This window comes from Streptomyces sp. SAS_270, from assembly GCF_052543295.1.
Map to the genome: position 1 here is coordinate 37,519 of NZ_JBMNDS010000036.1, position 18,654 is coordinate 56,172.

The 18,654-nt window shown below is 71.0% G+C and carries 14 protein-coding genes and 1 riboswitch; of the genes, 9 read left to right on the forward strand and 5 right to left on the reverse strand.

The genetic code is table 11. From position 1 onward, the window contains the following. Positions 1–6 precede the first annotated feature (6 nt). Positions 7–1,359, forward strand: coding sequence for an SWIM zinc finger family protein (locus ACN6LB_RS23480; protein WP_445027642.1), 1,353 nt, complete (start codon positions 7–9; stop codon positions 1,357–1,359). A gap of 119 nt (positions 1,360–1,478) precedes the next feature. Continuing rightward, a complete protein-coding gene (locus ACN6LB_RS23485) occupies positions 1,479–3,119 on the forward strand; it encodes a DUF5691 domain-containing protein (protein WP_445027643.1) in 1,641 nt (546 codons plus the stop codon). A 551-nt stretch (positions 3,120–3,670) separates the two neighbouring features. Here ACN6LB_RS23485 and ACN6LB_RS23490 read toward each other — a convergent pair. Beyond that, complete coding sequence (locus ACN6LB_RS23490; protein WP_356131653.1) at positions 3,671–4,087, reverse strand: cobalamin B12-binding domain-containing protein; 417 nt, start codon at positions 4,085–4,087, stop codon at positions 3,671–3,673. Between the two features lie 566 nt (positions 4,088–4,653). Here ACN6LB_RS23490 and ACN6LB_RS23495 point away from each other — a divergent pair. Further along, positions 4,654–5,514, forward strand: a complete 861-nt coding sequence (locus ACN6LB_RS23495; RefSeq protein ID WP_445027644.1) for a lipase family alpha/beta hydrolase — start codon at positions 4,654–4,656, stop codon at positions 5,512–5,514. 312 nt (positions 5,515–5,826) lie between these two features. Next, entirely contained in the window at positions 5,827–7,467 is a 1,641-nt protein-coding gene (locus ACN6LB_RS23500; RefSeq protein ID WP_445027645.1) for a M23 family metallopeptidase, read from the forward strand. A 97-nt stretch (positions 7,468–7,564) separates the two neighbouring features. Here the strand turns inward: ACN6LB_RS23500 and pcrA are convergent, their stop codons facing one another. Further along, a complete protein-coding gene (gene pcrA, locus ACN6LB_RS23505) occupies positions 7,565–10,045 on the reverse strand; it encodes a DNA helicase PcrA (RefSeq protein WP_445027646.1) in 2,481 nt (826 codons plus the stop codon). A 365-nt stretch (positions 10,046–10,410) separates the two neighbouring features. Continuing rightward, positions 10,411–10,581: riboswitch (cyclic di-AMP (ydaO/yuaA leader) on the forward strand. 8 nt (positions 10,582–10,589) lie between these two features. Between pcrA and ACN6LB_RS23510 the strand changes: the two genes are divergently transcribed. Next, on the forward strand, positions 10,590–11,783 hold the full coding sequence (locus ACN6LB_RS23510) for an NlpC/P60 family protein (protein ID WP_445027647.1): 1,194 nt from the start codon (positions 10,590–10,592) through the stop codon (positions 11,781–11,783). A gap of 122 nt (positions 11,784–11,905) precedes the next feature. Beyond that, the gene (locus ACN6LB_RS23515; protein WP_445027648.1) at positions 11,906–12,868 is read left to right on the forward strand and encodes a tellurite resistance/C4-dicarboxylate transporter family protein; all 963 of its coding nucleotides are present in this window, start codon (positions 11,906–11,908) and stop codon (positions 12,866–12,868) included. Here ACN6LB_RS23515 and ACN6LB_RS23520 read toward each other — a convergent pair. Then, positions 12,846–13,199 carry a hypothetical protein gene (locus ACN6LB_RS23520; RefSeq protein WP_356131636.1) on the reverse strand — a complete coding sequence of 118 codons (354 nt, stop codon included), beginning with the start codon at positions 13,197–13,199 and terminating at the stop codon, positions 12,846–12,848. The genes ACN6LB_RS23515 and ACN6LB_RS23520 overlap by 23 nt on opposite strands. A 438-nt stretch (positions 13,200–13,637) precedes the next feature. Between ACN6LB_RS23520 and ACN6LB_RS23525 the strand changes: the two genes are divergently transcribed. The 3 genes from ACN6LB_RS23525 to ACN6LB_RS23535 all read left to right on the forward strand — a co-directional run bounded on the left by ACN6LB_RS23525 (position 13,638) and on the right by ACN6LB_RS23535 (position 16,398). Beyond that, the gene (locus ACN6LB_RS23525) at positions 13,638–14,705 is read left to right on the forward strand and encodes an NlpC/P60 family protein (protein WP_445027649.1); all 1,068 of its coding nucleotides are present in this window, start codon (positions 13,638–13,640) and stop codon (positions 14,703–14,705) included. Between the two features lie 77 nt (positions 14,706–14,782). Next, a complete protein-coding gene (locus ACN6LB_RS23530) occupies positions 14,783–15,406 on the forward strand; it encodes a hypothetical protein (RefSeq protein WP_445027650.1) in 624 nt (207 codons plus the stop codon). 137 nt (positions 15,407–15,543) lie between these two features. Further along, complete coding sequence (locus ACN6LB_RS23535) at positions 15,544–16,398, forward strand: methyltransferase domain-containing protein (protein ID WP_445027651.1); 855 nt, start codon at positions 15,544–15,546, stop codon at positions 16,396–16,398. A gap of 24 nt (positions 16,399–16,422) precedes the next feature. Here ACN6LB_RS23535 and ACN6LB_RS23540 read toward each other — a convergent pair whose 3' ends face one another. Next, a complete protein-coding gene (locus ACN6LB_RS23540) occupies positions 16,423–17,229 on the reverse strand; it encodes a LuxR C-terminal-related transcriptional regulator (RefSeq protein WP_445027652.1) in 807 nt (268 codons plus the stop codon). Then, the gene (locus tag ACN6LB_RS23545; RefSeq protein ID WP_445027653.1) at positions 17,226–18,515 is read right to left on the reverse strand and encodes an ATP-binding protein; all 1,290 of its coding nucleotides are present in this window, start codon (positions 18,513–18,515) and stop codon (positions 17,226–17,228) included. Before ACN6LB_RS23545 ends, ACN6LB_RS23540 begins: the two co-directional genes overlap by 4 nt. Positions 18,516–18,654: the final 139 nt, after the last annotated feature.

Genomic DNA, 18,654 nt, shown 5'->3' on the forward strand with positions numbered 1-18,654 from the left:
GATTGCATGACACAGCAGGCGGTGCGCTGGACAGCGGATCAGGTGCTGGCACTGGCGCCTGACGCCGCGTCACGCAAAGCGGGAAGCAAACTCGGCGCGGCCGGACCGTGGTCCGCGGCCGGGCGCAGCGACGAGGGGACGGTGTGGGGTCTGTGCAAGGGCAGTGGCAGCAAGCCGTATCGGACGGTCATCGACATCGCGGACTCCACCGGGCCCGCTTATACGTGCAGTTGTCCGAGCCGCAAGTTCCCGTGCAAGCACGCGCTGGGGCTGCTGCTCCTCTGGGCGGGCTCGGGCGACACGGTGCCGCGGGGGCAGGCGCCGGACTGGGCGGAGCAGTGGATGGAAGGGAGGAGAGAGCGGGCGGAGCAGAAACGGACGACGGGCGGGGTATCTGGAGCGGCCGCGGGTGATCCGGAGGCGGCGCGGCGCAGAGCGGAGCGGCGGGCCGAGCGGATCACGGCGGGGGCGGCGGAGCTGGAGCAGCGCCTGACGGACGTACTGAGGGGCGGTCTGGCCGCCGCCGAGCAGGCGGGGTACGGGCTGTGGGAGGAGACGGCGGCCCGGATGGTCGACGCGCAGGCGCCCGGCCTGGCCGCGCGCGTACGGGAGTTGGGGGCGATCCCGTCGTCCGGACCGGGCTGGCCGGTGCGGCTGCTGGAGGAGTGCGCGCTGCTCCACCTCCTCGTCCAGGGATGGCTGCGGCGCGAGTCGCTGCCGGACGGTCTGGCGGCGACGGTCCGATCCCGGGTGGGGCTGACCGGCTCGGCGGACGGCCCGCCGGTGCGCGACCGCTGGCTGGTCCTCGCCCAGTACGACACGTCGGACGGCCATCTCACGACGCGCAGGATCTGGATGTACGGGACGGAGTCCGGCCGCACCGCGCTGCTCCTCTCCTACGGGGCCGCCGGGCGCGCCCCGGAGCTGGCGCTGCCGGTGGGGCTGGCCGTAGAGGCGGAGTTGTCGGCTTATGCGGGGGCCGGGCAGTTGCGGGCGGCGCTGGGAGAGCAGTTCGCGCCGCCCTCGCCGCTGGAAATACGGCCGCCGGGGGTGAGCCCGGCACAGGCGGCGGCCCGCTACGGCGCGGCGCTGCGCGACGACCCCTGGCTGGACTCCGTCCCGGTGACCCTGGACCGCGTCGTTCCCATCCCGGACGGCGACTCCTGGCAACTGGCCGCCGTCGACGGTGACTTGGCGCTGCCACTCACTCCGGCGGCCCGGACCCGAGCCGGGCTGTGGCGGCTCGTCTCCCTGTCCGGCGGCTCCCCCGTCACGGTCTTCGGCGAGTGCGGCCACCGCGGCTTCACTCCGCTGACGGCCTGGCCCGAGGGGTCCGGGGAAGCGGTGACCCTCTGCTGAGGGCACGAGCCCGCGCCGGGGCCGGGGAACCCCGGAGCCCCGTGCAGCCGCCTCCCCGCCTCCCGCCTCCCGCTCCCTGTCCCTCCTCACCCTCAGCCCTCCGTACGGAAAGGACGCTCATGAACAGCACCTCCGCTTCCGCCAAGGCCCCTCCGACGCCGGAGACGTCCGTCGGGGACTCCTGGGAGGAGCTCGTCACGGTGGCCCTGCTCGGGACCGAACGGCGTACGCCACCGGGGTGGGCCCCCGGACGGGAGGCGCCCATGACGTTGCTGGACGCGGCCGCCGCGGGGACCCTGCGGCGGCGGGCCGGGCTGCGGCCGGCCGGCGCGGCGGCCCGGCCCGAGCCGACGGCACGGGATCCCCGCCCGGCGCTGCCGCCCGCCGCGTCCCGCAGGCTCGCCATGCTGCTGACGGACCGCCCCGGCACGGGAGGCGGCGGCCGCAGAGGGGCGGCACCCGACCTGATGGAGCTGCTGCCGCAGTGGCTCACCCTCGCGAACGAGCGCGGTTTCGCGGCGCCCCCGAAGGCATTGCCCGCCCTCCTCGACGCAGCCAGGGGGCGCACGGATCTGCGGCCCGCCGCGCTGGCCTTCGCGGGTCCGCGTGCACTGTGGCTGGCCCGGCTGAACCCGGACTGGCGGTTCGCGCTGCGTTCCACGCCGGGCCGCGGCGCCGCGCTGCCCGGGCCGGGCGAGACCGAGCGCGTCCAACAGCTTTGGCAGGAGGGCTTGTTCGCCGAGCGGGTCGCACTCCTCGGGGCTTTGCGGACACAGGAACCCGCCGCCGCACGCGAGTTGCTCGCCACCACATGGGCTACCGAGCGGGCCGAGGACCGGCTGATGTTCCTCGACTCGTTGCGGACGCGACTGTGCGCGGCGGACGAGCCGTTCCTGGAGCGGGCGTTGGCCGACCGGAGCCGCAATGTGCGGGCCACGGCGGCGGAGCTGCTGTCCGCGCTGCCGGGTTCGGCGCTCGCCGCACGGATGGCGGACCGGGCCGGTTCGTGCGTGGCCGTCGACCGGACGCAGAAGACGCCCACGATCGTGGTCGAGGCTCCGCACGAGTGCGACACGAGCATGGAGCGGGACGGTGTAGTACCGAAAGCACCGGCGGGGCGAGGTGAACGATCTTGGTGGCTGGGCCAGTTGGTCGAGGCGGCTCCCCTCGCGACATGGGAGCGGCGACTGGGCGGACGTACGCCCGGGGAGATCGTGTCGCTGCCCGTGACGGACGACTGGCGGGGCGAGCTGCATGCGGCGTGGTGCCGGGCGGCGGTGCGGCAGCGGGACTCGGGGTGGTCGAGAGCACTTCTGGGGGCGCCCTCCGCCCCGGAGGCCGGGGGGCCGGGGGCGGTGTCGCTGGCCGAGCGGTCGAAGCTGCTCGCCACGCTGGACTCCGCCGAGCGGGCCGGGTGGGTGGCGGGGTTCATCGCGACCCACGGGCTGTCGGAGGCGTTTCAACTGCTCGGGGTGTGCGCGGTGCCGTGGGCGGCGCCGCTCGGGCGGGCGGTCGTCGACGCGCTCAACATCGCGCGGGACGCGGGGAGTTATCCATGGAGCTTCAGTGGAGTGATGGGGCTTGCCGAGCGCTGCCTCGATCCTGCGGAGGCCGTACGGCTGGAGGGGCTCACCGCGATTCCCGACGAGCCGGAGAACGCGTCGCCCGGGGCCGGGGGGTACTGGGCCGAGGCCTTCCAGCGCCTCGTCACCACGCTACGGTTGCGCGCGGCGATGTCAGCGGAACTGACCCCGCCGTGACGCTCCGGCCGGCCTGGGGCCGCCCCACCCTGCGGCTATCGGGCACCCCCCGGGTGGGCAAACCCCGGGCGCCCCTTGTTTCCTTCGCACCCGGCGTTGGTGCTGGGCAGGGGTGGGTCACGCAGCCCGGCGCTTACGGGGTGGCGCTGCGCCCACCCGTGCCGCCCCTAGCGGCACGATTGCCCGCAGAAACGAGGCTCCGCCGGCCACCCGGCGCCACACGCACCCGCCACTGCCGGGTGGGCAACCGTCCCCAGCCACACGCGCGCCCGCAGAAACGAGGCTTCGCCGGCCACCCGGCGGCACACGCACCGCCGCAGCGTGGGCGGGCAGCTGCCCAATTGCCCGCAGCCAGGACGACCCGCAGTCGCGTACGCACGGAAGGGTCCGTGCCGGTACGTCTCTGCCCGTCGCGTAGCCGGCTCCCAGTCGAGTTTCGCCGTGCTCGACTCCCGGGCAGTACGCCCACGCGGCGACGGGCAAGACGTACCGGCACGGACCCGACCCACAACACACCGCACCGCGAACGGCAGCAGGCGCCCCCGCCAGACCTACGCCCCCGCAGGCTGCCGAACGTTGGCCCGCACCCAGTCCACGATCGACGCCGTCGTGGCTCCCGGCGTGAAGATCTCCGCGACACCCTTCTCCTTCAGCGGAGCGATGTCCGCCTCGGGGATGATGCCGCCGCCGAAGACCTTGATGTCCTCCGCGTCGCGCTCCTTGAGGAGGGCGATCACCGCGGCGAACAACGTGTTGTGGGCGCCGGAGAGGATCGAGAGGCCGATCGCGTCGGCGTCCTCCTGGATCGCGGTGTCGACGATCTGTTCGGGGGTCTGATGAAGGCCGGTGTAGATGACCTCCATACCGGCGTCGCGCAGCGCCCGCGCGATCACCTTGGCCCCGCGATCGTGGCCGTCGAGCCCCGGCTTGGCCACCACGACGCGGATCGGACCGGCTGCCACACCCATCACTGCCTCCATGAACCGACTACACCAACCTGTACCGACAGATATCGCACATTCCACTGCCTGCTGCACCGGATGCGTATCCGCGGCACGGCTGCCCCGAGCCGTACCGGCCGGGATGGTGAACGAACGTTATCGCCAGCATCCCGCAACCGGCAGTTTCACGGTGGAGACCGAGGGGGAAATCACACGGTGGGACAAGTTCGCAGCGCGTCGCTCCACGCTCCTGCGCCTCATGCGCCGCACGGATCTGCGGCATACGGGCCGGGTCGGGGGTTCGCGCAAGGAGAGCCGCTATCAGGTGGCCGCATCACCACGCCGTCAGCGGGGCGGCGCGAGAGCCGGCCGCCACGGCGATGGCAAGCAAGCGGGGAGCCACGCCCGTACGAGGACAGGGAGCCGCGCCGCACGGACGGCGTGGAACCAGGTCATGACGACGGCAGGGCCCCCCGTCGCGTCACGGGCGTCACATCCGCCCCGGGCACACCGCATGTCACCGTCACCGCGGTTTTCCATGAGGGCACACGGGGGACAGAGCTGTCCCCCCACGTGCCGACTGGAGGTCGGCCATGAAGGTCACCAGGGCAATGTTCCCCTTTCTTCCGCTCTGCCAGCGGCTGATCCCCAGCAGACTGGCGGGCCTCTCGGTGACCCTCCTGAAGGCGACGGCCCTGGAGATCGCGATCCTCGCCGGGCATCTCCTCCTCTATCCCTCCGGCATCGTCCAGGAGCGCCGGTCCGCCCCCACGCTCCCCTCGCCGGACGCCACACAGCTGCCCACCGAGGCCAAGCCGCCGGTTCTGCTGCTGCACGGTTTCATCGACAACCGCTCGGTCTTCGTCCTGCTGCGCCGTTCGCTCGCCCAGCACGGCAGGCACCGGATCGAGTCGCTGAACTACTCGCCACTGACGTGCGACATCCGCACCGCGGCCGAGCTGCTCGGCCGGCACATAGAGGAGATATGTGAGCGCACGGGCCACGATCGGGTGGACGTCGTCGGGCACAGCCTCGGCGGGCTGATCGCGCGCTACTACGTACAGCGGCTCGGCGGCGATCTCCGGGTCCGCACGCTCGTCACGCTCGGGACACCGCACTCGGGCACCAGTGTCGTGCCGTTGATGAACGCGCATCCCATCGTCCGCCAGATGCGCCCGGGTTCGGACCTGCTCGAGGAACTGCGGAGCCCCGCACCCGGCTGCCGTACGCATTTCGTGAGTTTCTGGAGCGATCTCGACCACTTGATGGACCCGCTGGAGACGGCCTGCATCGACCACCCGGACCTGCTCGTGCAGAACGTGCGGGTGAGCGGTATCGGACATCTCGCGCTGCCCGTGCATCCCGCCGTCGCGACCGGAATACGGCAGGCGCTCGACGTCGAGGAGACCGGAGCCCGCACCGCCGCTCGCACGGGGGGCCTGACGGTGGCATAAAGGCCGACCCCAAAGGGCGTCACCAGGTCGTCACCAGGTCGACAGCAAGGTCGACACAAAGCCCGCACAGAGACCTTCGAGCGAACGACAAACACCCGCCGCACAGTCGACGCACAGCCGACCAGGGGTCGTTGAACTTCGAACACTCGTCGAACGCCAGGCCAAGGCCGTGCCCGCACTCCCCCGAAACACGGCCGAATGCCCGTTTCCTGCGCCAAGGAAACCTGCCGAAGATTGTCGTGCCCGCGTACCGCCGGGTACAGTCACCGCACTGCTCTGCCAGCCCCTGTCGTCGAGGCGAAAGAGAAGTTGGTGAACGATCGTCACCCGTCGGGGACCGTGACTGCCCCGGCCCCGGCTTCCGATGCCGCCTCGGCGCACTACGCGTCGTCGTACGGCCAGCAGGAAGCCAATTACGGTGACTTCACCACGTACGACGGTTACGCCGCCACTGGTTATGACGCGCAGTTCAACACCCACGCGAACACGGGCATGTACGCGGCTGCGAACGGTGAAACGTCGACCTTCGCCACCGACCCCCTCTTCGGCGACCTGCCCGGCACGGGCGGCGGCACCGGTTCGTACGACGCCACGCAGTGGAACACCGGCAGCCACCAGACGATGAACTACGACCCGTACGCGGCGCAGCACCAGGCCGCGTACGACACGGGCAGCTACGAAACAGCCGCTTGGGCGACGGGTTACCAGCAACTCGCCGACATCCCCGCGCAGCACCCGGGCCCCGACGCCTCGGGCCAGTGGGACGCGAGCGCCTGGATCCAGCCCGAGCACCACGCCGACCAGACCCAGCAGTGGACCGCGCAGACCCAGGACACGGGTGCGTACGACGCCACGCAGTGGAACTCGGCGGGCGGCCACGACACCTACAGCGGCCAAGAGGGCTACGACGGCTACGAGTCGTACGAACAGCAGCCCGCCGCCCATGTCCCCCACGCCCCGGACCCGGGCACGGACCCTGCCTCGTCCGTGCCGGAACCTTTCGACCAGCAGGCCACCGCCACCTTCGAGCAGCAGGCCACCGCCACTTTCGAGCAGGTGACGTACGACTTCGCGCAACCGGCTGCCGAAGAGGGCGAGTTGGAGAGCTCGGAGGCCGACGGCGATGCGGACGGCTCGTACGGGACTCGGTTGCCCGACGACGCCGACGAGGTCATCCCGGCCACGGCCTCTCGCTCCGCCTCCCGCTCCGGTTCGCGTTCGCGTCGCCGCAGCCCGGCGAAACGCTCCGCCCTGCTGACCGTCGCCGTCCCCTCGGCCTGCGTGATGGGTGTCGCGGGGATCGCCGCCGCCTCCGTGGGAACGCTGAGCAGCGACGACGGCAAGGAGACGACGGCCAGCGCGCCCGACGCGACCGCGGTGAAACCGTCCGCCGCCAACAACAAGCTGGACACCCAGCTCCAGAACCTCTCCGCCGGCGCCGATGACTTCGCCGACCGGGCCAGCCGTACGCAGGAGCGCATCGACCTCAAGGCCCAGCAGGTGGCCGAGAAGAAGAAGGCGGCGGAGGAGGCGGCCCGCAAGGAGCGGCTGCGTCCGAAGTTCGTCCTCCCCGTGACGCAGAAGGGGCTCAGCGCCTACTTCGGCCAGGCGGGCGTCAACTGGATGTCCGTGCACACGGGCATCGACTTCCCGGTGTCGTACGGCACGACGGTGATGTCCGCGACCGACGGAACCGTCCGGACTCAGTGGAACAGCGCGTACGGGAACATGGCGATCGTGACCGCGAAGGACGGCACGGAGACGTGGTACTGCCACCTCTCCAGCTACCGGGTTCCGTCCGGGACAGTCGTGAAGGCCGGTGAACCGATCGCGTACTCCGGGAACTCCGGCAACTCCACGGGCCCGCACCTGCACTTCGAGGTCCGCCCGGCCGGCGGCTCGGCGATCGACCCGCTGCCGTGGCTTCGCAGCCACGGGCTGGACCCGACGTAACAACCGCCGGGCCCGCCGAGACGTCGTACGGACCGGGCCCCGTACGGACCCGACCCGCCGCACGGACCGGGCCCCGTCGTATGCCTTGGAACCTCTCTTAGAGCTTCTCCACCGGTGCGTACCGCAGCAGCAACCGCTTCGGCTTCGGCTCGCCGAAGTCGACCGTCGCCTCCGCGTTCGCGCCCGTGCCCTTCACGCCGACGACGGTGCCGAGGCCGAACTGGTCATGCGTGACACGGTCCCCGACCGCGAGGGAGACCACCGGCTTGTCGGTGGCCCTGCGGGTGGCGAAGCCGGACGCGCCCGAGGCGGCGGAGCGCGAGCGGGACGACGACAGCGAGGCCGCGATGCCCGAGGCCGGACCGGAGGACACCGGGGCCATGGCGCCCGTGCGCTTCCACTCCAGATGTGCCGCCGGGATCTCCTCCAGGAAGCGGGAGGGCGGGTTGTACGAGGGCTGGCCCCAGGCGCTGCGCAGCCCCGAGCGGGTCAGGTAGAGCCGTTCGCGGGCGCGGGTGATGCCCACATAGGCCAGGCGCCGCTCCTCCTCCAGCTCCTTGACCTGCCCGAGCGCGCGCATGTGCGGGAAGACGCCGTCCTCCATGCCGGTCAGGAACACCACAGGGAACTCAAGGCCCTTGGCGGTGTGCAGGGTCATCAGGGTGATGACTCCGTTGCCGTCCTCCTCGTCCGGGATCTGGTCGGAGTCGGCGACGAGCGCGACCCGCTCCAGGAAGTCGGAGAGGCTGCCCGCGGCCTCGCCCTCACCGGACTCCTGCTCGAACTCCAGCGCCACGGCGGCGAGTTCCTGAAGGTTCTCGATGCGCGTCTCGTCCTGCGGATCCGTCGAGGCCTGCAACTCGGCGAGGTAGCCGGTGCGTTCGAGTACGGCCTCCAGGACGGTCGCCGGTCCGGCGCCCGACTCGGCGATCGTGTGGAGGTCCTCCATCAGCGTGTTGAACCGCTTGACGGCGTTCGTGGAGCGGGCGGCCATGCCGTACGCCTCGTCGACTCGGCGCAGGGCCTGCGGGAAGCTAATCTTCTCGCGCTGCGACAGCGCGTCGATCATGGCCTCGGCGCGGTCGCCGATGCCCCGCTTGGGAACGTTGAGGATCCGGCGCAGCGGTACCGAGTCCTCCGGGTTCGACAGCACGCGCAGGTACGCGAGGACGTCGCGGACCTCCTTGCGCTCGTAGAAGCGGACACCGCCGACGACCTTGTAGGGCAGGCCGACGCGGATGAAGACCTCTTCGAAGACACGGGACTGGGCGTTCGTACGGTAGAAGACGGCGACGTCTCCGGCCTTCGCCTCGCCCGCGTCCGTCAGACGGTCTATCTCGTCGGCGACGAACTGCGCCTCGTCGTGCTCGGTGTCGGCGACGTAGCCGGTGATGTTCGAGCCCGCGCCCGCGTTCGTCCACAGGTTCTTCGGGCGACGCGACTCGTTGCGCTCGATGACGGCGTTGGCGGCGGTCAGGATGGTCTGCGTGGAGCGGTAGTTCTGTTCGAGCAGGATCGTCGTCGCGTCCGTGTAGTCCTCCTCGAACTGGAGGATGTTGCGGATGGTCGCGCCGCGGAAGGCGTAGATCGACTGGTCGGCGTCGCCCACGACGCACAGCTCGGCGGGGCCGAGGTCGTCCTCGCTCGGGGGTACGTCGACGGGGTGCGCGGAGGTGCCGACCAGCTCGCGCACGAGGGCGTACTGCGCGTGGTTGGTGTCCTGGTACTCGTCGACCATGACGTGGCGGAAGCGGCGGCGGTAGTGCTCGGCGACGTCCGGGAAGGCGCGGAGCAGGTTGACCGTCGTCATGATCAGGTCGTCGAAGTCCAGCGCGTTCGCCTCGCGCAGCCGCGACTGGTAGAGCACGTATGCCTGGGCGAGGGTCTTCTCGAAGCCGTCGGAGGCCTGGGCGGCGAAGTCCTCCTCGTCGATCAGCTCGTTCTTCAGGTTGGAGATCTTGGCGCTGAACGACTTCGGCGGGAAGCGCTTCGGGTCGAGGTCCAGGTCGCGGCAGACCAGGGCCATCAGACGCTTGCTGTCGGCGGCGTCGTAGATCGAGAACGACGACGTGAAGCCGAGCCGCTTCGACTCGCGGCGCAGGATGCGCACGCACGCGCTGTGGAAGGTCATGACCCACATCGCGTTGGCGCGCGGGCCGACCAGCTGCTCGACGCGCTCCTTCATCTCGCCCGCGGCCTTGTTGGTGAAGGTGATCGCGAGGATCTGCCCGGGGTGCACATGGCGCTCGGCCAGCAGATAGGCGATCCGGTGCGTGAGCACCCGGGTCTTGCCGGAGCCGGCGCCGGCCACGATGAGCAGGGGGGCGCCGGAGTGCACCACGGCCGCCCGCTGGTTCTCGTTCAGCCCGTCCAGGAGCGCGGCCGCCTCCACGGCGGGGCGCGGGGCTCCGTCGCGGTAGTAGGCGTCGCGGTCCGGGGGCACGTCGAAACGGCCGCCGAACAGGTCGTCCGGAAGCGGCTCGGCCGCCCCGTCCTCGGGCGGCGGCGGGGGCTCTTCCTCGTGAGCCCCTGAGGGCTTGAGGTCCGCCAGGAAGCTGTCGTCAAAGAGGCTGCTCATCGCTCTCCGAGTCTAGGCCGCCGCACTGACAACAGACCGCCGCCCCGGGATTTCCCTGTCCCGCGAGGGCCCCGGAAGCCGATGATCTTCCAGAACCGGCCACTCGGCACTCCTTCGCCGTCAGGAATCGTCCAGGACGATCAAGAGCCGTACGGTTACGGTCAGCCACCGGCCGGGCGGGAATGCCCCTTGAAGACCACTGCATGGGGTCACAAGTCACCACGGACGGTCACGGAAGCGGCGGTTGAGGCCAAGGTCACGAAAATGTATCGGGCATATCGAACATCAACCTTCACAGGGACCACACGAGTTGGCTAGCGTGCCGGGCAGACCGCTCGACCCTCTCCGGCGAACGTCGCCGGGCCGTGCGGCCTCCGCCGAATTCGGTGTGCCCACGCGGCAGCCGGAACCGGGGACCCACCGAACCTGGGGTGAATCGGTCCAACCGCCTTTCGGGGCAAGGACCGTAGGGCAAACCTTCCGGAGCACCCGCCCGAACCCGACAGCTAACCCGGTAGGCGGATGACGGAAGGAGTCGCCTCCCTTGGCGTCGCACAAAAAGCCGCGTCCTGCTGCAACGCGCGTAGCGGGCATGCGGACTCCCGCCCTGGCAACAGCGGCCCTCACCTCCGTGGCCCTGCTCTCCCAGACGGCGAACGCCGCACCCTCGGCCGAGCCCAGGCCGAGCCTCGAAGAAGTGCAGAAGAAGGTCGACGACCTCTACCACCAGGCGGAGACGGCGACCGAGAAGTACAACACCGCCAAGGAGAAGACCACCAAGCAGCGCAAGCAGGTCGACACCCTTCTCGACGACGTCGCCCAGCGCACCGACAAGCTCAACTCCGCGCGCGAGGAGCTGGGTTCGTTCGCCGCCGCGCAATACCGGACCGGCGCCGCCGCCCCCGGCACCGCGACCCTGCTGCTGGCCGACGACCCGCAGGACTACTTCGACCAGACCCAGCTGATGAGCCGGCTGACCAGCCGTCAGAAGACCGCCGTCGACGACTACGTCACCGAGCAGTCCGAGACGGCGAAGAAGCGCCAGGAGGCCTCCAAGAGCCTGGAGACGCTGACCGAGTCGCAGAAGTCGCTGAAGTCGTCGAAGGCCGACGTCCAGAAGAAGCTCTCCGAGGCGCGCGAGATGCTCTCGAAGCTGACCGCCGAGGAGAAGGCGCGGCTCGCGGCGATCGAGAAGAAGAAGGAAGCAGAGGCCCGGCGCAAGGCGGCGGAGCTGGCGGCCCAGCAGGCCGCCGAGGCGAAGCAGCGCCAGGAGGCGGAGGCAGCCGCTCAGCAGCAGTCCGGCTCCGGCACCTCGGACTCCTCGAGTTCGGGAAGCACGGGCACAGGCACCGGCACCTCCACCGGCGACTCCTCGTACGCCACGAAGGCCGCCAAGGCGCTCGCCTTCGCCCGCGCCCAGGTCGGCAAGCCGTATGTGTGGGGCGCCACCGGCCCCGACTCGTACGACTGCTCCGGGCTCACCCAGGCCGCCTGGAAGGCGGCCGGCGTCGACCTCCCGCGCACCACCTACGACCAGGTCAACGCGGGCACGACGGTCTCCCTCTCCAACGCACAACCCGGCGACCTGATCTTCTTCTACGACGACATCAGCCACGTCGGCCTCTACATAGGCAACGGCATGATGATCCACGCCCCGAAGCCGGGCTCGTACGTCCGCGAGGAGTCCGTCTACTACGCCGGCTCCTCGATCATCCACAGCGTGGTGCGACCGGCGTGAACGCACCGTAGGGAGGGGGTCCACGCGCGCGTGGACCCCCTTTTTCGTGCCGTATGCGTTTTTCGTCCTCCACGCGCGCGTGCAGCACGGCAAGCCGCGCGAAGATCCCTAGCATCGGGCGCATGTCAGGCATCTCCCAGCTCCGCGCGTGGTGGGCGGAGCGTCCGCCCGCCGCCGGGGCCGCCGTCATGGCCACCGGCATCGTCTCCGTCGGGCTGTCCCTGACCGGCTACGAGACCCTGTCCCGTATCGCCCTGGTCCTGGCGGTCATCGCATGGCTCGCGCTCGCCGCGGACTTCGGGGTGCGGCTCGTACGGGACCGGGCGCGCTGGGTGGCGGAGGCGTGCACGCCGGGCGCACTCACCGCCATCGCCGCGACCACCGTGCTCGGCACCCGGCTGTCCGCCCTCGGGTGGCTGGGTCTCGCCGAGGCGCTGCTCGCGCTGGCGGCCCTGCTCTGGCCGGGGCTGCTGATCGTGGTCGTACGGCACTGGGGGCGCCGTATGCCCGGAGCGGTGTTCCTCGGCTGTGTGGCCACCCAGGGGCTCGCCGTGCTGGGCTCCGTGCTGGCCGCGCTGGTGGGCGTGGAGTGGCTCGCGCATGCCGCGCTGGCGCTGTTCTGGCTCGGGATCGTCCTCTACGGGGTGGCGTTGCTCCGCTTCGACATCCGGCAGGTGGCCACCGGGGCCGGGGACCAGTGGGTGGCGGGCGGTGCGCTCGCCATCTCGGCGCTGGCCGGGGCGAAGCTCGTGACCGCGCACCACGCGAACCAGTACCTGTGGAACGACGACGACAACGGCGTCCTGCGCGCAGTCACCGCCGCGCTGCTCGTGCTGGACCTCGCCTGGTACGTCGTCCTGTTCGCCGCCGAGGCGGTCTGGCCGCGGCCGCACTACGACGTACGGCGCTGGGCGACCGTGTTCCCCATGGGGATGACGGCGGTGGCGACCCTGGCGGTCGGGACCGCCCTCGGCAGCGGATGGCTGAGCGGCCCGGGGCAGACGCTGCTGTGGATCGCGGTGGCGGCCTGGTTGCTCGTGGCAGCCGGGGCGGCCGGGGCGGTCAGGTCCAGAGCACCGCGATGAAGATGTTCGCCGTGGTCAGCAGGCCGACCAGCCCGAACAGCCCCTTGTCGACCTTCTCGTCGTCGCGCTTCACGTAGACGAGCCCCAGGATCACGATCAGCAGGGCCAGCTTCACGCCGATCTTGAAGGTGTTGACCGTGTGGTCGTCGGCCTGGTTGAGCCCGACCAGCGCGACGCCCGTGACCAGCATGGTCAGCGCGCCGTGGAGCATCGCGGGAACGAACCGGGCGGTGCCCTGGCCCATCGCCTTCATCTGGGTGAAGAAGCCGCCGAGGAGCGCGGCGATGCCGATGATGTGCAGGCCGACGAAGAGATGGATGAGTACGTCCATGAGGCCGGAGCCTAACCGGGGGCCCGCGTTCCCCTGAGCACCGGGCCTCCCCCCGGGTGGACCTCGGCAGGATGCGGCACACGGAAGGCGCCGGACGGTGGCCTAGCACGGTGCCGCCCCCGGCCGCCGCCGAACCACCTCATCGGTCAGCACACTCCGTGAAGTCGGCTGCAGAGGAACGGGATCACGGCCACGGACGGTCGCCCGGCGGTCGAGTCGGATCATTTCCGTACATTGCGTTACCACTCGACCTAAGTGAGGTTTAGCGTCCTCCACCAGGTGACCGGCTCCCCACCGCCGCCCGGGCCAGGGGCGGCAGTCGGACACCACCGCCGAGAAGGTCCGGCGGCGGCCCGCTCCCCCTGTGTGGGCCGCCGTCGGACGCGTCACCGCTCACCGCTCACGCCCCGGCGGTCGTACGGAAGGATGTGGGCCCTCGTGGCAGCGCACCGCAAGCCCAGACAGCGCTCGCTCGGAGGCGGTACGGCCCGCACAGCGGCCACGATCGCTCTCGCCGGAGCGGCGACGGCGACGGGCTTCGACGGAACGGGTCACGCCGAGCCACACCTGTCGGCAGCGCAGGTGAAGGCCAAGGTCGACAAGTTGTACGAGGAGGCCGAGGTGGCCACCGAGAAGTACAACGGCGCGAAGGAGAAGGCCGACAGGTCCGAGGAGCGGCTGGACAAGCTGCGCGACGAGGCGGCACGCAAGACGGAGGGGCTCAACTCCGCACGGGACGCACTCGGTTCGATCGCCGCGGCGCAGTACCGCAGCGGCGGCCTCGACCCCGCGCTGCAGCTCGCCCTCTCCGACGATCCCGACCGTTACCTGGACGGCGCCGAGTTCGCCGAACGCGCCGGCGACCGGCAGGCACAGGCCGTGGCCCGCGTACGCAAGCAACTGCGGGAGATCGAGCAGCTGCGCGGGGCCGCCCATGTGGAGCTCGCCTCGCTCAAGTCACGCCAGGCGGAGCTGAAGCGGCACAAGCAGACGATCACCGGGAAGCTGGACACGGCACGGCGTCTGCTGTCGCAGCTCACCACTGCCGAGCGCACGCGGCTCGCCCAGACGGGCGGAGCGGGGCACGCCTCGCGCTCCTCCACTTCACCGCGCGAGAGCCTGACCACGCCGGGTTCCGCCGCGGCCGACGCCCCCAACTCCCGTGCGGCCACTGCCGTCTCGTACGCCTACAGCAAGCTCGGCAGCCCCTACGTGTGGGGCGCCACCGGTCCGGACGCCTTCGACTGCTCGGGCCTCGCCCAGGCCGCGTACCGCTCCGCGGGCATCTCGCTGCCGCGGACGACGTACGCCCAGATCGGCGCCGGCCGTCGCGTCGCGCGCTCCGAACTGCTCCCCGGAGACCTGGTGTTCTTCTACTCCGGCATCAGCCATGTGGGCATCTACGTCGGAAACGGGCAGATGATCCACGCCCCGAACCCGACGGCTCCGGTCCGGCTCGCCCCGATCGACGAGATGCCGTTCGCGGGGGCGACGCGGGTGGTGTGAGAGCGGCGACGGGACCGCTGTAGCGTCGACGCGAGTTTCGCTCCTCGCTGTACGTGCCGCCGTCCGGGAAGGTCCCGATGCCCCGCTCCTCCGTGCCGCCACCCCCTCCGCCCCCGCATATCCGGACGTGGCCGGACCGGGCAGCGCTGCTGGCCGACCGGAGGCGGGCGCTGGAGGAGCTGCTGAGGCGGAGCCTCGGGGTGCACCGGGTGCTGCTGCTCTGGCTGCTGGCGCTCGCCGCGATCATCGGCTGGTCCCTGCTGGTGCTTCCGCTGCAGCAGATCGAGCAGCACGATCCCACCGGCTTCATCCTGGGCCCGGTCTTCGCGATCCTCGGCCTGGCCGCCCTCGCGCCCTCCGTCGTGGCCGTCGTCCTCGCCGTCCGCCGCGACCGGAAGCTGCGTGAACTCCTCGACGCCTGGCTGCACCTGGACAGCCACCCGCCGACGGACGCCCGCCTCCGCTCGCCGGGCCTCAGTCTCTTCTGGTTCCTCTCCTCGATCGTGGTGGGCGCGATCGGCCTGTGGGCCTCCTTCGCGGCGGCCGGGACAAGGAAGACGTACTTCAGCGAGGTGGTCCTGGGTATGGGCATCGGCCTGATCCTGTGGATGACCGGCCTGATAGGAGTCGTGAAGGCCGTACGTCATTACCGGTGGGCGCTACGGGTGTTGGCGCCTGCGCACTTCGCGGAGCACCGGTAGCTGCCGCTCACGACATCGGGCGCCAGGCACCAAGCGTCAGGCAGCAGGCACCAGGCACCAGGCGCCGGACATTGGTCCCGCATACATGGTGTCCATTGGCCCTGTATGCCGGGCCACCGTCGGGCGAGGGTCGGTCCATGACCACGCCTGTAGATCCTGTAGAAATCGATGACATCGGCTACGTGCACGGCTACTCCGCCCACGAGACCCGCCGCCTCGGCGACCAGGCCGACACCTTGGCGGCCCTGCTGCACTCCGGCACGGCGTACCCCCCGGGCAGCAAGGTTCTTGAGGTCGGCTGCGGAGTGGGCGCCCAGACGGTGCACCTGGTGACGGGGAGCCCCCTGGCCCACTTCGTCGCGGCGGACATCTCGGCCGACTCACTGGCCCAGGCACGCGCCCGGGTGACCGCGCACGCACCCGGGGCGCAGGTGGAGTGGCTCCAGGCGAACCTCTTCGAACTTCCTTTCCCCGACGCCGAGTTCGACCATGTCTTCGTCTGCTTCGTGCTGGAGCATCTTCCGGCCCCGGGCCAGGCCCTGGCCGCCCTGCGGCGCGTCCTGAAGCCCGGCGGCACACTCACCGTCATCGAGGGCGACCACGGCTCGCCGCTCTTCCACCCCGACAGCGCCTACGCCCACGCGGCGATCGACTGTCAGGTCCAGCTCCAGTCCACCGCAGGCGGAAACGCTCTGATCGGCCGCCAGTTGTACCCTCTCGTCACCGGCGCAGGATACGAGGATGTCGTGGTCCGCCCCCGCACCGTCTACGCCGACCGCTCCCGTCCCGCCCTGGTGAACGGCTTCACCCGCAACACCTTCATCGCCATGATCGAGTCCGTCCGCGAGGACGCCCTCGCCGCGGGCCTGATGACCCCGTCCGACTGGGACCGGGGCATCACGGACCTGCACCGCACGGCAGCCGACGACGGCACCTTCCACTACACGTTCTTCAAGGCGGTCGCCGTGAACCCCGGCGCCGCCGAGGAGTGACGCACGGGTGGCGGTGGGGTGGGATCAGACCAGCCGCCGCGCCGTCGCCCACCGCGTCAGCTCGTGCCGGTTGGACAGCTGAAGCTTCCTCAGCACGGCGGAGACATGGGACTCGACCGTCTTGACGGAGATGAAGAGCTGCTTGGCGATCTCCTTGTACGCATATCCACGGGCGATGAGGCGCAGGACCTCGCGCTCGCGCTGGGTGAGGCGGTCGAGGTCCTCGTCGACGGGCGGCGCGTCCGTCGAGGCGAACGCGTCGAGGACGAAGCCGGCCAGCCGCGGGGAGAAGACCGCGTCGCCGTCCTGGACGCGGAAGACGGAGTCCACAAGGTCCGTACCGGTGATCGTCTTGGTGACGTAGCCTCGGGCACCGCCGCGGATCACCCCGATGACGTCCTCCGCGGCATCCGACACGGACAGCGCGAGGAAACGGACCGGCTGCTCGGCGTCGGACATCAACGGGGCGCAGCGACGCAGGACTTCGACGCCGCCGCCACCGGGGAGGTGGACGTCGAGGAGCACCACCTCGGGGCGCGTGGCCGTGATCACGGTGACCGCCTGGTCGACGTCGGCGGCCTCCCCGACCACCTCGACGCCGGTCCGGTCGGTCTGCCCGATCTCCGCCTGGACGCCCGTACGGAACATCCGGTGGTCGTCGACGAGGACGACCCGCACATGGCGCCCATCGGGGGCCCCGGCCGGGCCGGCTGTTCCGACGGGTTCGGGGGTCACGGCGGCACCCGTCGGAGCGGTCGCCCCGGTCGCACCCGCCCCTGTCGCGCCGGCGTTCGGCTCGACCGCTCCGGTCGGCTCGTTCGCGTCGCTCATGACGTCTTCTCCGCCCTCTCCATTTCCAGTTCGACCTCCGTGCCGCCGTCCGGGACGGCGCGCAGCCGCGCCGTTCCGCCGTTGCGCTCCATGCGGCCGATGATCGATTCTCTGACGCCCATACGGTCGGCGGGTATCGAGTCGAGGTCGAAGCCGGGGCCGCGGTCTCGGACGGACACGAAGACCGTCCTGCCCTCGACTTCGGCGTAGACCTGTACCGCGCCGCCGTCGCCACCGTACTTGGCGGCGTTCACCATTGCTTCCCGCGCGGCCTGCATCTGTGCGCTCAGGCCGTCGTCGAGGGGGCAGTCGCCGACGATGACGACCTCCAGGGGCACCCCGTGCTTGTCCTCGACCTCGGCGGCATTGCGGCGGACCGCCTCGGCGAGGGTGTCGGGCTCGTCGGCCTCGTCCTTGCCGGTGCCCTCCGGTTTGTACAGCCAGGCGCGCAGGTCGCGCTCCTGGGCGCGGGCCAGCCGCCGTACTTCGTTGGCGTTCTCCGCGTTGCGCTGGATCAGGGTCAGGGTGTGCAGCACCGAGTCGTGGACATGGGCGGCGACCTCCGCCCGCTCCTGGGCGCGGATCCGCATCAGCCGCTCCTCGGAGAGGTCCTGCGTCATCCGGACGAGGTAGGGACCGGCCAGGAGCGCTATGCCGACGAGCACGGCGAGCGCGGCCTGGAGCACCGAGCCGAGGTGGGCGGCGGATCCCTGCAGCACGAAGATGCCGGTGACGCCCGCGGTGACGAGCAGGACGCCGGCCGCCGAGCGGAGCAGCGTGAGGGTGTGCCTGCGACGGCCGACCTCCGCCCAGCGGGCCCGCCGCGCGTTGTCCGCCTGGCGCCAGACCAGGGCGACGCCCGCGCCGACGAGCACGGTCGGCCACAGATACGCCTTGGCTCCGCCGCCGAGGTTCACATTGCCGACGAAGACCATGGCGACGACGACCATGAGGAGCAGGGCGACGATCTGGCCCTTGTCGGGCTTGCGGGCGACGAGTCTGCGGCGGCCGTCGGGTGCGGTCTCGGTGGTGAAGGCCGAGGGCCGTACGGAGTCGACGCCGCCGACTCCCAGCGGCACGAAGAACCAGAAGGAGGCATAGAGCAGGCCGCCGAGCCCGTCCGCCATGAACAGGCCGACGAAGACGAGCCGCACCCAGGCCACCGGCAGCCCGAGATGCCCGGCGAGCCCACGCGCCACGCCTCCGAGCCAGCGTCCGTCGCTGCTGCGGTAGAGCTTGCGCGGGGGCCGCGGGTCGACGAGGGGCACTGCTGCGGCTTCCGGCATGCCATCGATGTTCACACGCATGGCGGTCCGGAGCATCAGGGTCGAGCCCCGAGACTCCCCTGATCTTCGAATCCCCGCCCCGTCCCCGCACATGTCAGGGCCGATATCAGGGTCCGGCCAGGGTCATCCCGACTGCCGC